Below are 15200 nucleotides of genomic sequence, written 5' to 3' on the forward strand. Positions count from 1 at the left end.
TCGGTGCTCAGAAAAGCCGGGACTCGCTGTCATCTACACCGCGCATGGCGTCGTAGTCGAGGGTTATACAGTCAATGCCCCGGTCGTTGGCAAGGACCTTGGCCTGCGGCTTGATCTGCTGGGCGGCAAAGATGCCGCGGACGGGTGCCAGCAACGGATCCCTGTTCAGCAGCTCAAGATACCGCGTCAGCTGTTCAACGCCATCGATGTCGCCGCGTCGTTTCAGCTCAATGGCTACGGTGGCGCCATTAGAGTCCCGGGCCAGGATGTCTACCGGTCCGATCGCGGTGAAGTATTCGCGGCGGATCAAGGAAAATCCCGAACCCAGCGTTTCGATCTGCTCGGCCAGGAGCCTCTGCAGGTCTGCTTCCACGCCGTCCTTGATCAGGCCGGGATCCAGGCCCAAGTCATGGGACGTATCGTGGAGATGCTCATGGATGTTGATGATCAGGCGGTCATCCGTTTTGGCCGATTGCACTGTCCACTGCTCGGTGACACCTACCTCGAGCTCGACGTCGTCGGGGGAGGAGACTCTGAGTACCGCCGGAGGACTCATCCAGTTCAACGGCTTGTAGGATCCGCCGTCGGAATGGACCAGCACGGAACCGTCCGCCTTGACCAGCAACAGCCTGGTGGCAAGGGGAAGATGGGCTTTGAGTCTTCCGACGTAATCAACTGAACAACGGGCTATGACGAGGCGCACCCGGTACACATTACCGCTTGGCCGCCGTTCCGCCGGCAGCACAGGATGGACTGTCGCGGTGCCCAAGGGGGCACTACCTGACTGCGGCACTGTTGCAACGGGCGGCACAGTGGAATGGGGCAGAATGGAACCATGCCCCGCTCCAACCGTCCCCGCCGCCCCACGTCAGGAAAAGCAGGGCAGGGAAAAGCAGGTCCGGGAAGGGCACCTGGAAAACCTGGCCGGAACGACGCCGGGGACGTCCCTGAGCTGGATCTTGAAAGGGCCCGCTCCGGCTTCACCCGCCGCGAAAGTGCGCCCGACGGTGACTGGATGGTCCGGCCCATGACGGCAAAGCGGGCTGAAAAGGCCTACATCTGCCCGGGATGCTCAACAGCGGTGCTTCCCGGGATAGCGCATTTGGTTGTCTGGCAGGATGATCACCTGTTCGGACCGGCCGCGGGGCTCGCAGAGCGGCGTCATTGGCACACGAACTGCTGGACCTCCCGAAGCTACCGCCACCGCTGAATCTGCCGGTGCTGCCATGTGACTGCTGAACCTGCCACAGGTGAACCCCGCCAGCAGGGAGGGTGGCTAAGCTGATAAGCATGACTTTTAACCCGGCGTCGTACGCATTCTCCCCGTCCTCAGGCCCTGCTGCGATCCGGGCCTCCACCGTTCTTCCTGCCCGGCGCGAAAACGTGGAAATCACCACCGACGACGGGCACGTGCTGGTGGGTGAACTCGCAGTGCCGGAGTCGGGAGAGATCACCGCTACGCTGATCACCCTCCATCCGCTGCCCACGCACGGCGGCTTTATGGACTCCCACGTGTACCGCAAGGCTTCCTACCGCCTGCCCGCGCTCGCTGGTATCGCCGTCCTGCGGTTCAACACCCGCGGAACGTCATCCCCGCGCGGGACGAGCCAGGGGAAATTTGAGGAGGGCATCGGTGAACGCCATGACGTCGAAGCGGCTGTCCGATTCGCCGTCGAACGCCGGCTGCCTAACCGGTGGCTGGTGGGGTGGTCCTTCGGTACGGAACTCGCCCTTATGTACGGTGCCGTGGAACCGGTGGCTTCGCAGGTAGAAGGCGCAGTCCTTTTATCGCCTCCGCTGCACCGTGCCACGGACGTGCACTTGAAGGAGTGGGCTGCCTCAGGCAAACCGCTAAAAGTCCTGGTCCCCGAACACGACGACTATCTGCGACCGGAAGCAGCGGCTGAGCGGTTCGGTTTGGTTCCGCAGGCAAAAGTGGTGGGAGTCGACGGCGCCAAGCACCTGTGGGTGGGGGAGAAGTACGCTGCTCGGGCCATTAACGAGATCGTCGCGGAAGTGAACCGGAACGACGCTGCGGAACTGCCCCAGGAATGGAACGGACCGATAGCCGCTGCAGCCCCGTAGCGCTTTGCCGCGCCACGGTGCTTGCCCTGGCTAGTGCTTGTCCTGGCGAACGATGAAGATCTCCCGGACCAGCAGCATGGTGGCCGCCGCAGTGGGAATAGCGATCAGGGCGCCCAGAACCCCCAGGAGGCTGCCGCCGGCGATGACCGAGATGACAGCCACAGCGCCCGGCACGGCAACAGCCTTCTGCATAATGCGCGGGGAGATGAAGTAGGCCTCGAACTGCAGGTAGGCGAAGTAGCAGATCGCGTACCCGAGGGCTGTCTGCCAGCCGGCGGTGAGCGCGATCAGCGTTACCAGGACGCCGGCGATCAGTCCTCCCACCAGAGGGATGAAGGCGAGCAGGGCAACCACAAACGTCAGCAGTACCGCGAACGGAATGCCGAGCACCGACATCACGATAAAGGCGAAGGTTGCGTTGAGTCCGGCGACCGCGGCCTGCCCGATGACATAGTTTCCGACCGACCCCGTGATTTCCTCCGAAAGCGCCTCGACCCTGGCTCGGCGCGACCTCGGCGCCAGCCGATAGGCCCACTTCTTCATATTGGGCAGGGCGGCCAGGAAGTAAAGGCTCAGGACCAGGACAATCAGGGTGCCGAACAGGCCGTTTGCCACCGTGGATCCGAAGCCAAGGACTCCGCCGAAGATGCCGCTCATTGCCGCGGGATCATTGACGAACTTTTCCAGTTCCTCAGTGATGCGGTCCCGTACTCCAAACTGGTCATCGAGAGTGCGGAAAAGATCGGAGTTGATGAAGTCACGGACCCAGACGGGCGCCTGCTCAACAATCTCTGTGACCTGCTCGACGATGGTGGGGATCAGCGTGGCGAAAAAACCGGCGACGGCTGAGGCCAGGACGGCAACCGAAACGAGGATACCCACAGGCCGGGGCAACTTGCGGCCCTCAAGCCAGCGCACCACCGGATCCAGTCCCAAAGCAATGAAAAGCGCCGCCACAATCCAGAGCAGCAGTTGCGTGGTGTTGGAGCCGATCCAGTAGACCAGCAAAGCCATCCCCACGCCAACGGTCCCCATGAATCCCACATAGACCGGATGCTGGGCAGAGATACGTGGTCCGGGGGCACCGAAGCGCTCAGCATCTTCCCCGCTCAGCTGTTCGTCATCGATGTGCTCGGGAGGCATTTCGAAGCGCACGCGCGGTTGGGCTCCCGGCAGTGGCTGGCGGAGCCGTCTGATGACCGATCCCAGCAAAGCGGCGCGGGGAGCGTTCTTTGGGCGACGTTCCACCGATTCCACCACAACAGGTTCCGGGGCAACGGATCCTTGTAGATCTTCCTGTCCTGAGGGGGACGAATCCGTGTGTTCAGTCACAGCTTTTTAGTGCCCTTTTCCGTGCATGTTTCTACGCGTTACACCGCCTTCGCCGCCGGTGTGATGATCATCGCAAACACTATCAGCAGGCCCATTCCAGCCCGGGTGAAGCGCCGCGGAGGGGCGTCGATTCAGCGTCGCGCCCAACCCCTGACTCAGAGATTGGTAACAAAACGGTTACTATTGAAAGCAAACCCCCGCTGATGATAGGTGATTCTTTGCGTTTCAAGACTGCAGTCGCACTAGTGCTGCTCGGCCTCCTGGTATTACTGGCCGGGATCGGACAGAAGACAATCTGGGCCCCGGCCGAGACCGTAACGGCCATGGCCCCCTCCGACTCTGCTGCCGTGCCCCTGACCGTCATAGACCAGAAGCTGCGCACGCATGGCGGAGGAACGGTCAAGATCAGTGTCAAGGGCGAAGGCAGTTTCCTGCTGGCCACCGGCCGCCCTGATGACGTCAGCGCGTGGATCGGAAAAACAGCCCACAACACCGTCTCGGGCGTGTCCGAGGACAGCAAATCATTGCAGGTGACACACACCGACGGCGAAGCAACGTCACCGACTCCCGCGGGTTCGGACCTCTGGGTGTCCACCGAGAACGCCAGTGGCGACCTCAACTACACCTGGAACGCCCCGGCCGACGGCGAATGGAGCCTCTTGCTCGCTTCGGACGGTACTAAGCCCGCGCCGTCGTCGATCTCCATGACGTTCGACAACGACACCTCTACCCCCTGGGCAGTGCCCTTTATGGTCCTGGGTGGCCTGATCATGCTGGCGGGCATTGCTTTGTTGACAATCAAGCCAAAGCGAGGCAGGAACAGCAGCTCAGGTGGAACGGGCGGCATTGAAAGCACCTATTCCGACCGGGGAGCCTCCACGAGTGCCGCTCGCGGAAGCGGCTCTGGCGCAACCGCGGTCAACTCCAACACCCTCACGCGTATGAGCGGTCTCCGCCGGGTTGGCCTGGCACGGGGCGGATTCATCGTTGCCGCGCTCACTGCCACCGCCGTAGCCGGAAGCGGCGTTGCCGCCCAAGCCACCACTCCGGCTCCGTCGCCCTCCGCAGCTTCTTCCGCCCCTGCTGAGCCGGCAGCGGAAGAGAAAGCGCCTGTCCTGTTGGATGCGCAGCTCCGCCGGGTCCTGGAGCAGGTAGCCAGCACCGTTGACGCAGGCGACGCCGCAAAGGATGTCGAAAAGCTTAAGGCCAGAGTCGGCGGGACCGAGCTTGATGTCCGTGGACAGAACTACAAGATCCGTTCACAGGTGGGTTCCTACGAGGCCCGTATGCCCGTGCGTGCCACGAAGCAGCTCACCGCAGTTGTCCCGAGCAAGAGCGATTGGCCGCGCTCCGTGCTGACAGTTACCCAGGGTGAGGGCAACGTGGTTCCGCAGCTCCTCACGCTGGTGCAGCCCTCTCCGCGGGAGAACTACAAGCTGGTGCTCACCACACCGCTTCAGCCGGGAACCACCCTTCCTGCCATCGGTACTGAGGGCAGCGAAGCATTGGCCGCCGGCGACAAGTCAGGCCTCCTGTACAGCGGTGAGGAAGCCCTCGCAGGCCTGGGCGACCGCCTGACCAAGGACGACTCCACGTTCAAGGACAAGCTTGTTGAAGGCCAGTCGTCCCCGTACATCGCCGACACCCTGGCCTACCAGGCCGACGCGGTGAAGTCGGGACTCAACGGCAATTTCGCCTTCACCCACAAGGTTGACCCGAAGCAGACAGTTGTCTTCCGGACGGCCGACGGCGGCGCCCTGGTTCTCGGACGCCTCGACTTCGCCTTCGACGGAACGCCCAAGGCTTCCGGGGACAAGCTGACCATCGGTGATGACGCAGCAGTCCTGGCCGGCGGCAAGGAAACGACGTCAGGCATGGTCCTGAACTTTGCGGAGTCAGTTGCCGTGTACGTGCCGCCGACAGGTTCCAAGGACCCCATGAAGCTGGTAGCGGCAACCCGTGGACTCATCGGAGCTGGCTTCAAGTAGCATCCGGGGTTGACACCGGCGACGGCCGGAGTGGCTAGAGTGGAAGCTATGAGTTCGCCAGCTTCCCGCCCTGTCCCTCCGGCCGCTGCCAGTCAGCTGAACCTTCGCGGCGCCGTCGATCTTTCGGCCCTCAAGCAGCGTGCTGCCTCAGGAACGCCGTCAGGTCCGCCCGCTTCGCAGAGTTCCACGCCCGGCTCTGCCGCTGGAACTGAGCCACCCGCCGGTGGACGCCCCCTGCGGGTGGCCGCCACGGAAACAAATTTCCAGGAACTCGTCGAGCTTTCCACACAGGTGCCGGTTGTTTTCGCCCTGTGGGCCGGATACTCACCTGGTTCTGAAGCCACGCTTGACGTCCTCGAGCGGATCATCAACGGCTATGATGGCCGGCTGGTCCTGGGAACTGCCGATATTGAGGCGTTTCCGCAGCTTGCCCAGGCCTTCCAGGTGCAGGCCGTCCCGACCGCTGTTGCAGTGGTCAAAGGCCAACCCGTGCCGCTTTTCCAGGGCGGCGCAGACGAACAGCAGATCCAAAGCCTGCTGGACGAGCTGCTGAAAGTTGCAGCGGCAAACGGGGTAAACGGCAGGATCGGCGGTTCTGATGAACCGGCCGGGGAACCTGAGCCCGCCCCGCTTCCGCCCCTTCACCAGGAAGCGTTCGATGCCATCGAGGCCGGCGACTACACTGCCGCCGCCGCTGCGTACCGCAAGGCATTGGCAGAAATGCCCGCTGACCTGGAGGCCAAAGCCGGATTGGCGCAGGTCGAGCTGATGGGCCGTTTGCAGGCACTCTCGGTTCCCGAAGGCGAGGCGCTGCGTAAACTCGCGGCGGACGAGCCGGACAATCTCGAAGCACAGTTGACAGTCGCTGACCTGGATCTTGCCGGCGGACACATCGAGGATGCCTTGAACCGCCTGGTTTCCTTTATCGGCAGGAATTTCGGTCCTGAGCGCGAGACGGCACGGGTCCGGCTGCTGGAACTTTTTGAGGTTGTAGGTCCCTCGGATCAGCGGGTGGCCAAGGCACGGCAAGGACTCGCCAGGGTTCTTTTCTAATGGGCTCTATGCTCTTCACGCCTCTGACCCTGCGCTCCATGACGCTGCAGCACCGGGGGTGGGTCTCACCCATGTGCCAGTACAGCTGCGGGGCTGAAACAGGAGAAGGGGTGCCCCACGACTGGCACCTCATGCATCTGGGCTCTTTCGCCGCAGGGGGTGCTGCCCTGATCCTCACCGAAGCTGCGGCGGTCAACCCTGTGGGCAGGATCAGTCCGCTCGATGCGGGCCTGTACAACGGTGAGCAGGCCTCCGGGTGGGAGCGGATCATCCACTTTGTGCACCGCCATGGCGCCGCTGATGCCAAAATCGGCGCACAGCTGGCCCACGCCGGACGCAAGGGTTCCACGTACTGGCCCTTTTCCGGACGGAACGGCTCAGTGCCGGAGTCCGACGGCGGGTGGCCCACTGTGGGGCCAGGAACCGGTGCCTTTGACGGCTATGCGCCTCCTTCCGCGATGACGGAACAGGAAATTCAGGATGTGATCCGGGACTTCGCAGCCGCCGCGGTGCGGGCCGTGGAAGCCGGCTTCGATACTGTGGAGATCCACGGTGCCCACGGCTACCTGCTCCATGAGTTTCAAAGCCCCCTGGTGAACGACAGGACCGATGCCTGGGGTGGCAGCGAGGATGGCAGGAACCGGCTGATGCTCGCGGTTGTCGACGCCGTCAGGGACGTGATCCCCGATTCGATGCCTTTGCTGCTTCGAATCTCGGCCTCCGATTGGGCAGAGGGCGGTGTGGAAGTGGAACACGCTGTGCGGCTGGCCCGCCAAGCGGCAGAGCGCGGTGTTGACCTCATAGATGTCTCAAGCGGCGGCGCTGTGGCACATCAAAAGATCCAGGCCGGACCGGGATATCAAACAGGCTTCTCCACCCGGATCCGGCACGAGGCCGACGTTCCAACGGGAACCGTGGGTCTTTTGACGTCAGCCGGCCAGGCTGAGCACGCTGTTGCCACCGGCCAGGCAGATGGAATTTTCATTGCCCGTGCCGCCTTACGCGATCCCCACTGGTGGCTTAGGGCGGCCTTCGAGTTGGGGCATGATCTTTCCTGGCCACCTCAGTACGAGCGCGCCAGGCCCCGTCACTCTTTCTGACGATGCTCCGACGTGTCGGATTCCTCCTTTCGGACGAGCCCTCCCGGGGCAGGCGGCGGATAGTGTGGAAACATGACTCTTCCCCAGCCGGACCAGCCAAGCCCGCCACCATCCGTACCGGCCCTGTCGCTGCGGGGGATAGCCAAGAGGTTCGGTGGCAAGATCGCCGTCGACGGCATCAGCCTTGATGTACCGTCCGGTTCTTTTTTCGGGATAGTCGGCCCCAACGGAGCGGGCAAGACCACCATGCTGTCGATGGCCACAGGGCTCTTGCGCCCCGATTTTGGAACGGCCGCAGTGCAGGGCGTGGACGTCTGGACGCATCCGCTGGAGGCAAAGAGGCTCATGGGAATCCTGCCGGACGGAGTGCGCCTGTTCGACAGGCTTACCGGGGAACAGCTTGTCACCTATGCCGGGCTCCTGCGAGGAATGGACAGGGCCGTGGTCTCCTCCCGTGTCCGTGAGCTCTTGGAAGCACTGGACCTGACGCAGGATGCCGGAACGCTGGTGGTGGATTATTCGGCAGGTATGACCAAGAAGATAGCCCTGGCCTCGGCGCTGATCCATGCCCCCCGCGTTCTGGTGCTGGATGAACCTTTTGAATCTGTTGACCCCGTCTCGGCTGCCAACATACGCGACATCCTGGACCGTTACGTCGCTTCGGGCGGGACCGTGATTGTGTCGAGCCACGTGATGGACCTCGTGCAGAGGATGTGTGATCATGTGGCCGTCGTTGCCGCCGGCCGCCTGCTCGCCGCCGGCACCGTCGACGAAGTGCGCGCCGGAGTCAGCCTTGAGGACCGTTTTGTCCAATTGGTCGGCGGACGCAGCAAAACGGAGGGGCTGGAATGGTTGCGCACCTTCTAAGGCTCAAGCTGACGCTGCTCCGCAACAGCTTCAGGCGGAGCCCATGGCAGCTGATTGGTCTGGCCATCGGCGGGTTGTACGCCTTGGGGATTGCCGGAATCTGCGCTGCTGCCCTGATCTTTTTGCGCTCTGCCGAGGTGGAGTTGGCGCAGACATTCGTGGTTCTGGGTGGAGCTTCCGCCGTCCTGGGGTGGGCCGTTATCCCGGTGGTGGCTTCCGCCGTCGACATGACACTGGACCCGGCACGATTCACCACTTTCAGCGTGCCCATGCCCAAATTACTGGCCGGGCTGGCCCTTGGCGGCTTGATCGGGATTCCAGGCCTGGCCACAGCCATCGTCGCGCTTTCCACAGTAGGCACCTGGTGGCGTGGGCCGTTGGGCCCTGTGGCGGCCCTGGCCGGTGCAATCCTGGGGGTCCTTACCTGCATTGTGCTGTCCCGGGTAGTTACCACTGCAACTGCCGGCCTTGCCGCTTCCCGCCGGTTCAAGGACGCAAGCTCCCTTGTTTTTATGATTCCCCTGATCCTGCTTGGCCCGCTCATGGCCGTAGTCACCAGGGGAATTGCTGACTCGGCGGATTTTCTCCCAGGCTTCGCCGACACTCTGTCGTGGACGCCTCTGGGGGCGGCCTGGTCACTCGGCGGCGATGTCTCAGCGGGGAACCCTGACGTAGCAGTCCTGAAGCTGCTCATCGCACTGGGAACGCTTGCAGGCCTGACGTGGTGTTGGAAGGTCCTCCTGGAGCGGGCATTGGTCACACCGCCATATGCCGGGAGCTCCCGGCGCAAGGGCGGGCATCTTGGCCTGTTTGGGCTCCTCCCGGCCACCCCGGCAGGAGCGGTTACAGCGCGCTCATTGACCTACTGGCTCAGGGACCCGCGCTACTCGGGATCGCTGGTGGTCATCCCTCTTCTACCGGTGCTGATGTTCTTCCAGGGAAGCCAGACCGGCGAGTATGGCGTCCTGACGGTGATGGGCCCCCTGACCGCCTTCATGCTGGCCTGGGCGATTTCTGCTGATGTCTCGTATGACAACACCGCCTTTGCCCTGCATCTGGCCAGCGGTGTACGCGGGCTGGATGACCGGCTCGGCCGAGCCACGGCATGCCTGGTGTTCGCTTTGCCGGTTACGGTGGCCTTCAGCATATTTCCCTTCATGGTTACGCAGGACTGGAGCAAGCTCCCGGGAGTCCTTGGCTTCTCGCTGGGCATCCTGCTGACTGGCCTTGGGTTGGCTTCGGTGGTCTCGGCAAGATACACCGTTGCGGTTCCCCTGCCTGGTGACAGCCCGTTCAAAAAGCCGCCGGGAAATGTGGCCCAGACTCTGGGGGTCCAGTTTGGAGGTATGGGTGTGCTGCTTTTGCTGGTTTCTCCGGAAGGCGTGTTGCTCCTGTTGCAGTTAGTGGCCGGGGAGCCCCTGTTCGGCTGGATAAACTTAGCTGTGGGTCCGATCCTGGGGCTTGTGATGTTCGGGACCGGGGTGCGGCTGGGGGGTAAATGGCTCGACACCCGCGGTCCGGAACTGCTCGCGCAACTTTCCGTTAACCGGTAGCAGAAAACAGAAAGCTGGCAGATTTTGGAAGTTGTAATCCTGTCCGGGACCGCACGGATAGCATCCTTGGCGGCTGATGCCATTGAGGCCCTGCTCCTGCGGAAGCCTGACGCAGTACTGGGATTGGCTACGGGGTCCTCGCCTTTGCCCATCTACGATGAGCTGGCGCGGAGGCACGACAGGGACGGGCTGGACTTCAGCCAGGCACACGGGTTTGCCCTTGACGAGTACGTAGGCTTGGAACCGGGCCATGAGCAGTCCTACCGTGAGGTTATCCGCCGTGAGTTTACGGACAGGGTGAATATCGCCGAGGCTAATGTTCACACGCCGGATGGTGCCGCAGCGGACATTCCGGCTGCTTGCGAAGCGTATGAGAATGCCATCAAGTCAGCCGGTGGAGTCGATCTCCAGATCCTGGGCGTGGGGACAGACGGCCACATCGGATTCAATGAACCCGGATCTTCCCTCGCCTCAAGGACGCGGATCAAGACGCTTATTGAGCAAACACGGCGGGACAACGCCCGGTTTTTTGGCAGCGTCAACGACGTACCGCACCACGTCATAACCCAGGGCCTTGGCACCATCATGGAAGCGCGCCATGTGATCCTGGTGGCAACGGGGGCCCAAAAGGCGCAGGCGGTCCACAACTTCGTGGAGGGCCCGGTGTCGGCGATCTGCGCGGCCTCGGTCCTGCAGATGCATCCCCACGCAACTATCCTCATTGATGAGGCTGCCGCATCCTCCCTCAAACTGGCTGACTACTACCGGCACAGTTTCGACAACAAGCCGGCGTGGCAGGGTCTATAGCTCCTGAGGCTAAGATGGATGGCATGACAAGCACGACGGATCCCTTCGAAAACGACCCGATGCGCGAGCTCTCCGGAGCCGGAGGCTCCACCGCCACCATTGAGCGCGAAGAACTCCGGCAGGAAGTGGAACCGGGCGACCGTGAGCGGTTCTCGCACTACGTCCGCAAGGAAAAGATCATGGAGTCCGCCCTCTCCGGCGAGCCCGTGATCGCACTCTGCGGCAAGGTGTGGACTCCAGGCCGGGATCCCCAGAAGTTCCCGGTTTGTCCCATGTGCAAAGAGGTCTATGACGGACTTCGCCCCGGCAACGACGGCGGCAAGGGCTCCGGCGACAAGAAGTAGAAGTACGGGCTGAAGCGCCGGATGTGCTCCTGGCCGGTGCCCGGAAACACGGCTCTCGGGAACTGTGGGGAAGCTGGCTCGTTAATGCACGGCGGCACTTAATTCCCTTTCAATTGGCCTGTCATCCCGCTGTGCCCATCCGGCCATTGCTACCTTTGATACGGGAGAACTGTCCGCAGTTCTCTTCCGACCCGGTCCATCCGGAACAGATTGGTGTTTTTGTGGTTATTTGTGTTGCGCTGCTAATAGGTACCCTCCCGGGGAACGTGGGCGCAGCATGACGGAGACACTCTTTGGCGGACCCACCCTTCCTCCCGCCTACCCGGAGCGTGCCGCGTGGGGAACTGCACAGAAACTCAGGGCCTGGCAGCAGGAAGCCCTGGACAGGTACTTCACGGCACAGCCCAAGGACTTCCTGGCTGTAGCAACCCCTGGCGCTGGAAAGACCACCTTTGCCCTTCGTGTCGCCTCGATGCTCATAGAGTCAGGGGCCGTCAACCGTGTGACCATCGTGGCCCCAACAGACCACCTGAAAAGGCAGTGGGCTGACGCCGCAGCCAAGGTGGGGATCGCGATTGACCCGAACTTCAAGAACGCGGACGGCCAGCACGGCCGGGGGTTCATCGGTGTTGCCGTCACCTACGCCCAGGTTGCCAGCAAGCCCCTGCTGCACCGGGCAAAAACGGAAGCGGCCCGCACGCTGGTGATCCTTGACGAGATCCACCACGGCGGCGAGGCACTCTCCTGGGGCGACGGGTTGCGGGAGGCCTTTGATCCTGCGGCACGCCGTTTGTCGCTGACGGGGACCCCTTTCCGCTCCGATACATCCCCTATTCCCTTTGTTGAGTATGCCGAGGACCGGGACGGCATCCGCCGCTCCAAAGCGGACTATACGTATGGCTACGGAAACGCTCTCCGCGACCACGTGGTCCGGCCGGTCATGTTCATGGCCTACTCCGGGCAGATGCGGTGGCGGACCAGCGCGGGCGAAGAGATGGCAGCTTCCCTCGGCGAAGCCGCAGTCACCAAGGACGTTACATCCCAGGCCTGGCGAACCGCGTTAAACCCGGCGGGCGAATGGATTCCTGCGGTGCTGGCCGGAGCAGATAAACGGCTTAGCGAAGTCCGCCGTACAGTGCCCGATGCCGGCGGGCTTGTGATCGCGACGGATCATGAGGACGCAAGGGCCTACGCGGGTCAGCTGAAGAAGATCACCGGGGAGTCGCCCACTGTCATCCTTTCCGATGACGCGAAAGCCTCGAGCAAGATCGAGGAATTCACGGCGAGTGAGAAACGGTGGATGGTGGCCGTCCGGATGGTTTCTGAAGGTGTGGACGTTCCGCGCCTCTCAGTAGGCGTCTATGCCACGTCCACGTCCACTCCTTTGTTTTTTGCCCAGGCTGTGGGGAGGTTTGTCCGCGCCCGAAAGCGCGGCGAAACGGCGTCGGTCTTCCTGCCGTCCGTTCCGCAGCTGATGGCGCTGGCCAACTCGATGGAGGCCGAACGCGACCATGCCCTGGACCGCCCCGAGAAGGAGGACAGTGATGGCCTGTTTAACCCGGAGGATTCGCTCATGGATGAGGCGAACCGCGAAGAGAAGGCATCAGATTCTCTGACCAAGGGCAAGTTCGAGGCGTTGGATTCCCAGGCCTCTTTTGACCGCGTGCTGTTCGACGGCGGTGAGTTCGGTACCGGGGGCGAAGTCGGTTCCGAGGACGAGATGGACTTCCTGGGCATTCCGGGACTTTTGGACGCCGAGCAGGTAGGAACGCTGCTCAGGCAGCGCCAGCACGAACAGCAGAGCCGCAAGAAGCTCAGGTCACCGGAGGCAACTGCTGCCGCCGCGGCCGTTCCGGATCACCGCATGCTGATGGATCTGCGGAACGAGCTGGCAAAAAACGTTGCCGCCTGGTCAGCCCGGACGGGTACGCCGCACGGCGTTGTCCACACAAAGCTGCGGACAGTGTGCGGCGGACCTCCCGTGGCCCAGGCAAATGAGGAGCAGCTTCAGAGCCGGCTCCGCAAACTGCAGGATTGGTTCATCGGCCGGAAGTAGCCCTTAGGCGAGGTCGACTCCGCCCAGTTCCATTTCAGCGTAGGCGTCGTCGAGGTCAGGAGCGATCCCTGCAGTCAGTTCACGCATCACCGTGACGGCGTAGCCGGCTTGGACGGCGTCAAGGGCCGTCGCCATGACGCAGTAATCGGTGGCGAGCCCGACGACGACCACATCCTCCACGTCATGGCTCTGCAGCCAGTCATCCAGGCCGATTGCGTCCTCGTCCGCGGCGAAAGCTTCGGCGTCTTCCACCAGGGGAGCCCCGCCAGGCTTCCGTTCTCCCGTGGGAACGGCGTCTTCCGGCGCCAGCACACCCTCAAAGCCTGAGTAAGCGGCGGTGTATTGCCCTTTTTGAAAGTATGCGTCGATGTATTCGGTGTCCAGATCCGGGTGCAGCTCAGCACCGCGGGTTCCGGCCACACAATGCGCGGGCCAGGTGTCAACGAAATCGGGCTGTTCAGAGAAGTGATCCCCGGGCTGGATGTGCCAGTCCTGAGTGGCCACGATGTGGTCGAACTGGTTGTGATGGGCATCCACATACTCGCTGATGGCGGCCGCAACGTCTGCGCCGCCCTTCACGGGAAGGGATCCTCCTTCGCAGAAGTCATTCTGCACATCAACAATGATCAGGGCACGGGACATTCAGTCCTCCTCGTAAACAGTAGGGATGGCGGGTTCGCCGCGTTGCAGGCGGTTGACCACAGCGGGCAACTCTGCCATTGAATTCATGTGCCGTTGGCGCGCCCGGACAACGCCTTCGGGTCCAGTCCAGCCCGGCAGCAGTTCGCCGTTCTTGATGAACTGCTGGAGGAGCATACGGTCATTCCCGTCGTCCTCGGGATGGTGTCCGATTCCCAGGATTTCCTGCGAGGCGATGCCCTGTTCGTTCAGCCTGCGCAGCGCGTATTTCCGGCCGCCCCTGCTGGCCTTGTTCTTGGCGGCCTTGGCCACTGAGACGAAATTGCCATCGTCATCGGTCCGGCTCACGAGTTTGTAGACCATGCTGGCGGTCGGGGCGCCCGAACCTGTGACCAAAGATGTTCCGACTCCGTAGGAATCGACGGGGGCCGACTGCAGCGCCGCGATGGCGTACTCGTCCAGATCGGAAGTCACAACAATTTTTGTGTTGTGGTTGCCGAGGTCGTCCAGGAGCTGCCTGACCCACTGCGCCTGCGCTATCAGGTCGCCGGAGTCCAGACGAACGGCCCCCAAGGAGGGCCCCGCAAGTTCAACCGCGGTCCGGACGCCGGCTTCGACGTCGTACGTATCCACGAGCAGTGAGGTGCCGGCGCCCATCGAGGTGATCTGCGCCTCAAACGCCTGCCGCTCCGTGTCATGGAGCAAGGTGAATGAATGGGCGGCGGTGCCGACAGTTTTGATCCCGTAGCGGAGGCCTGCCTCCAGGTTGGAGGTGCTGGCGAAGCCGGCTACGACGGCGGCGCGCGCAGCCGCTGCGGCGGATTCCTCCTGGGTGCGGCGGGAACCCATTTCGATGCAGGGACGGTTCCCCGCAGCCGTCACCATCCGGGAGGCCGCAGAGGCGATGGCACTGTCGTGGTTGAGGACTGACAGGATATAGGTTTCCAGAATGCAGGCTTCAGCGAAGGTAGCTTCGACGATCAGGATGGGGGAGTAGGGAAAGTACGCTTCGCCCTCCGCGTAGCCCCAGACGTCTCCGGAGAACCTGTAGGTGGACAGATACTCCAGTGTCTCCTCGTTCACGATCCCGTTGCGGCGCAGGAAATCGAGTTCCGCGGGCCCGAAGCGAAAGTCGGCGATGCCCTCAAGCAGCCGTCCTGTACCGCCAACAATGCCGTAACGGCGGCCATCGGGGAGGCGTCGGGCGAAGGCCTCAAACACGCATTTTCGCTGGGCTGCGCCGGAGTGCAGCGCGGCCTGGAGCATTGTCAGCTCGTAGTGGTCGGTGTACAAGGACGTCCGGGGATGGTCCCGGCCAGCAGGGGTGCTCACAAATTCACTCTAGTCCCCACCGGCTCCCTCGTCTCGCTTCGCTT

14 protein-coding genes are annotated in these 15200 nt (G+C 62.8%); 10 read left to right on the forward strand and 4 right to left on the reverse strand.

Annotated features, from left to right (window positions below):
• Positions 1 to 7: 7 nt before the first annotated feature.
• Positions 8 to 703, reverse strand: a complete 696-nt coding sequence (gene nucS / locus M1E02_RS07615) for an endonuclease NucS (RefSeq protein WP_479378095.1) — start codon at positions 701 to 703, stop codon at positions 8 to 10.
• A 132-nt stretch (positions 704 to 835) separates the two neighbouring features.
• On the opposite strand from nucS, the gene M1E02_RS07620 reads away from it, so the two are divergent.
• Together M1E02_RS07620 and M1E02_RS07625 are read left to right on the forward strand one after the other, a co-directional pair.
• Entirely contained in the window at positions 836 to 1210 is a 375-nt protein-coding gene (locus M1E02_RS07620) for an ATP/GTP-binding protein (protein WP_479377476.1), read from the forward strand.
• An 80-nt stretch (positions 1211 to 1290) separates the two neighbouring features.
• A complete protein-coding gene (locus tag M1E02_RS07625; RefSeq protein WP_479377477.1) occupies positions 1291 to 2085 on the forward strand; it encodes an alpha/beta hydrolase in 795 nt (264 codons plus the stop codon).
• Between the two features lie 30 nt (positions 2086 to 2115).
• On the opposite strand, the gene M1E02_RS07630 is transcribed toward M1E02_RS07625, so the two are convergent.
• Positions 2116 to 3342 (reverse strand): AI-2E family transporter, encoded by a 1227-nt coding sequence (locus M1E02_RS07630; RefSeq protein WP_479378096.1) that lies wholly within the window; start codon positions 3340 to 3342, stop codon positions 2116 to 2118.
• A gap of 278 nt (positions 3343 to 3620) precedes the next feature.
• Here M1E02_RS07630 and M1E02_RS07635 point away from each other — a divergent pair, with 278 nt between their 5' ends.
• The 8 genes from M1E02_RS07635 to M1E02_RS07670 all read left to right on the forward strand — a co-directional run bounded on the left by M1E02_RS07635 (position 3621) and on the right by M1E02_RS07670 (position 13185).
• On the forward strand, positions 3621 to 5405 hold the full coding sequence (locus tag M1E02_RS07635) for a DUF8094 domain-containing protein (RefSeq protein ID WP_479377478.1): 1785 nt from the start codon (positions 3621 to 3623) through the stop codon (positions 5403 to 5405).
• 48 nt (positions 5406 to 5453) lie between these two features.
• The gene (locus M1E02_RS07640) at positions 5454 to 6458 is read left to right on the forward strand and encodes a co-chaperone YbbN (protein ID WP_479377479.1); all 1005 of its coding nucleotides are present in this window, start codon (positions 5454 to 5456) and stop codon (positions 6456 to 6458) included.
• A complete protein-coding gene (locus M1E02_RS07645; protein WP_479377480.1) occupies positions 6458 to 7558 on the forward strand; it encodes an NADH:flavin oxidoreductase/NADH oxidase in 1101 nt (366 codons plus the stop codon). The genes M1E02_RS07640 and M1E02_RS07645 overlap by 1 nt, the downstream gene beginning before the upstream one ends.
• 72 nt (positions 7559 to 7630) lie before the next feature.
• Positions 7631 to 8425 (forward strand): ABC transporter ATP-binding protein, encoded by a 795-nt coding sequence (locus tag M1E02_RS07650; protein WP_479377481.1) that lies wholly within the window; start codon positions 7631 to 7633, stop codon positions 8423 to 8425.
• Complete coding sequence (locus M1E02_RS07655) at positions 8407 to 9978, forward strand: transporter (RefSeq protein WP_479377482.1); 1572 nt, start codon at positions 8407 to 8409, stop codon at positions 9976 to 9978. Before M1E02_RS07650 ends, M1E02_RS07655 begins: the two co-directional genes overlap by 19 nt.
• Positions 9979 to 10002: 24 nt before the next feature.
• On the forward strand, positions 10003 to 10785 hold the full coding sequence (nagB, locus tag M1E02_RS07660) for a glucosamine-6-phosphate deaminase (RefSeq protein WP_479377483.1): 783 nt from the start codon (positions 10003 to 10005) through the stop codon (positions 10783 to 10785).
• Positions 10786 to 10799: 14 nt separating this feature from the next.
• The gene (locus M1E02_RS07665; RefSeq protein WP_247042931.1) at positions 10800 to 11129 is read left to right on the forward strand and encodes a DUF3039 domain-containing protein; all 330 of its coding nucleotides are present in this window, start codon (positions 10800 to 10802) and stop codon (positions 11127 to 11129) included.
• 277 nt (positions 11130 to 11406) lie between these two features.
• Positions 11407 to 13185, forward strand: coding sequence for a DEAD/DEAH box helicase (locus tag M1E02_RS07670; protein WP_479377484.1), 1779 nt, complete (start codon positions 11407 to 11409; stop codon positions 13183 to 13185).
• Positions 13186 to 13188: 3 nt separating this feature from the next.
• Here M1E02_RS07670 and M1E02_RS07675 read toward each other — a convergent pair whose 3' ends face one another.
• Both M1E02_RS07675 and M1E02_RS07680 read right to left on the reverse strand, forming a co-directional pair.
• Positions 13189 to 13827: an isochorismatase family protein gene (locus M1E02_RS07675; protein ID WP_479377485.1), complete on the reverse strand. Its 639-nt coding sequence runs from the start codon at positions 13825 to 13827 to the stop codon at positions 13189 to 13191.
• Positions 13828 to 15156 carry a nicotinate phosphoribosyltransferase gene (locus tag M1E02_RS07680; RefSeq protein ID WP_479377486.1) on the reverse strand — a complete coding sequence of 443 codons (1329 nt, stop codon included), beginning with the start codon at positions 15154 to 15156 and terminating at the stop codon, positions 13828 to 13830.
• Positions 15157 to 15200 lie beyond the last annotated feature (44 nt).

The sequence above is a fragment of the Arthrobacter sp. Z5-13 genome (assembly GCF_056499105.1).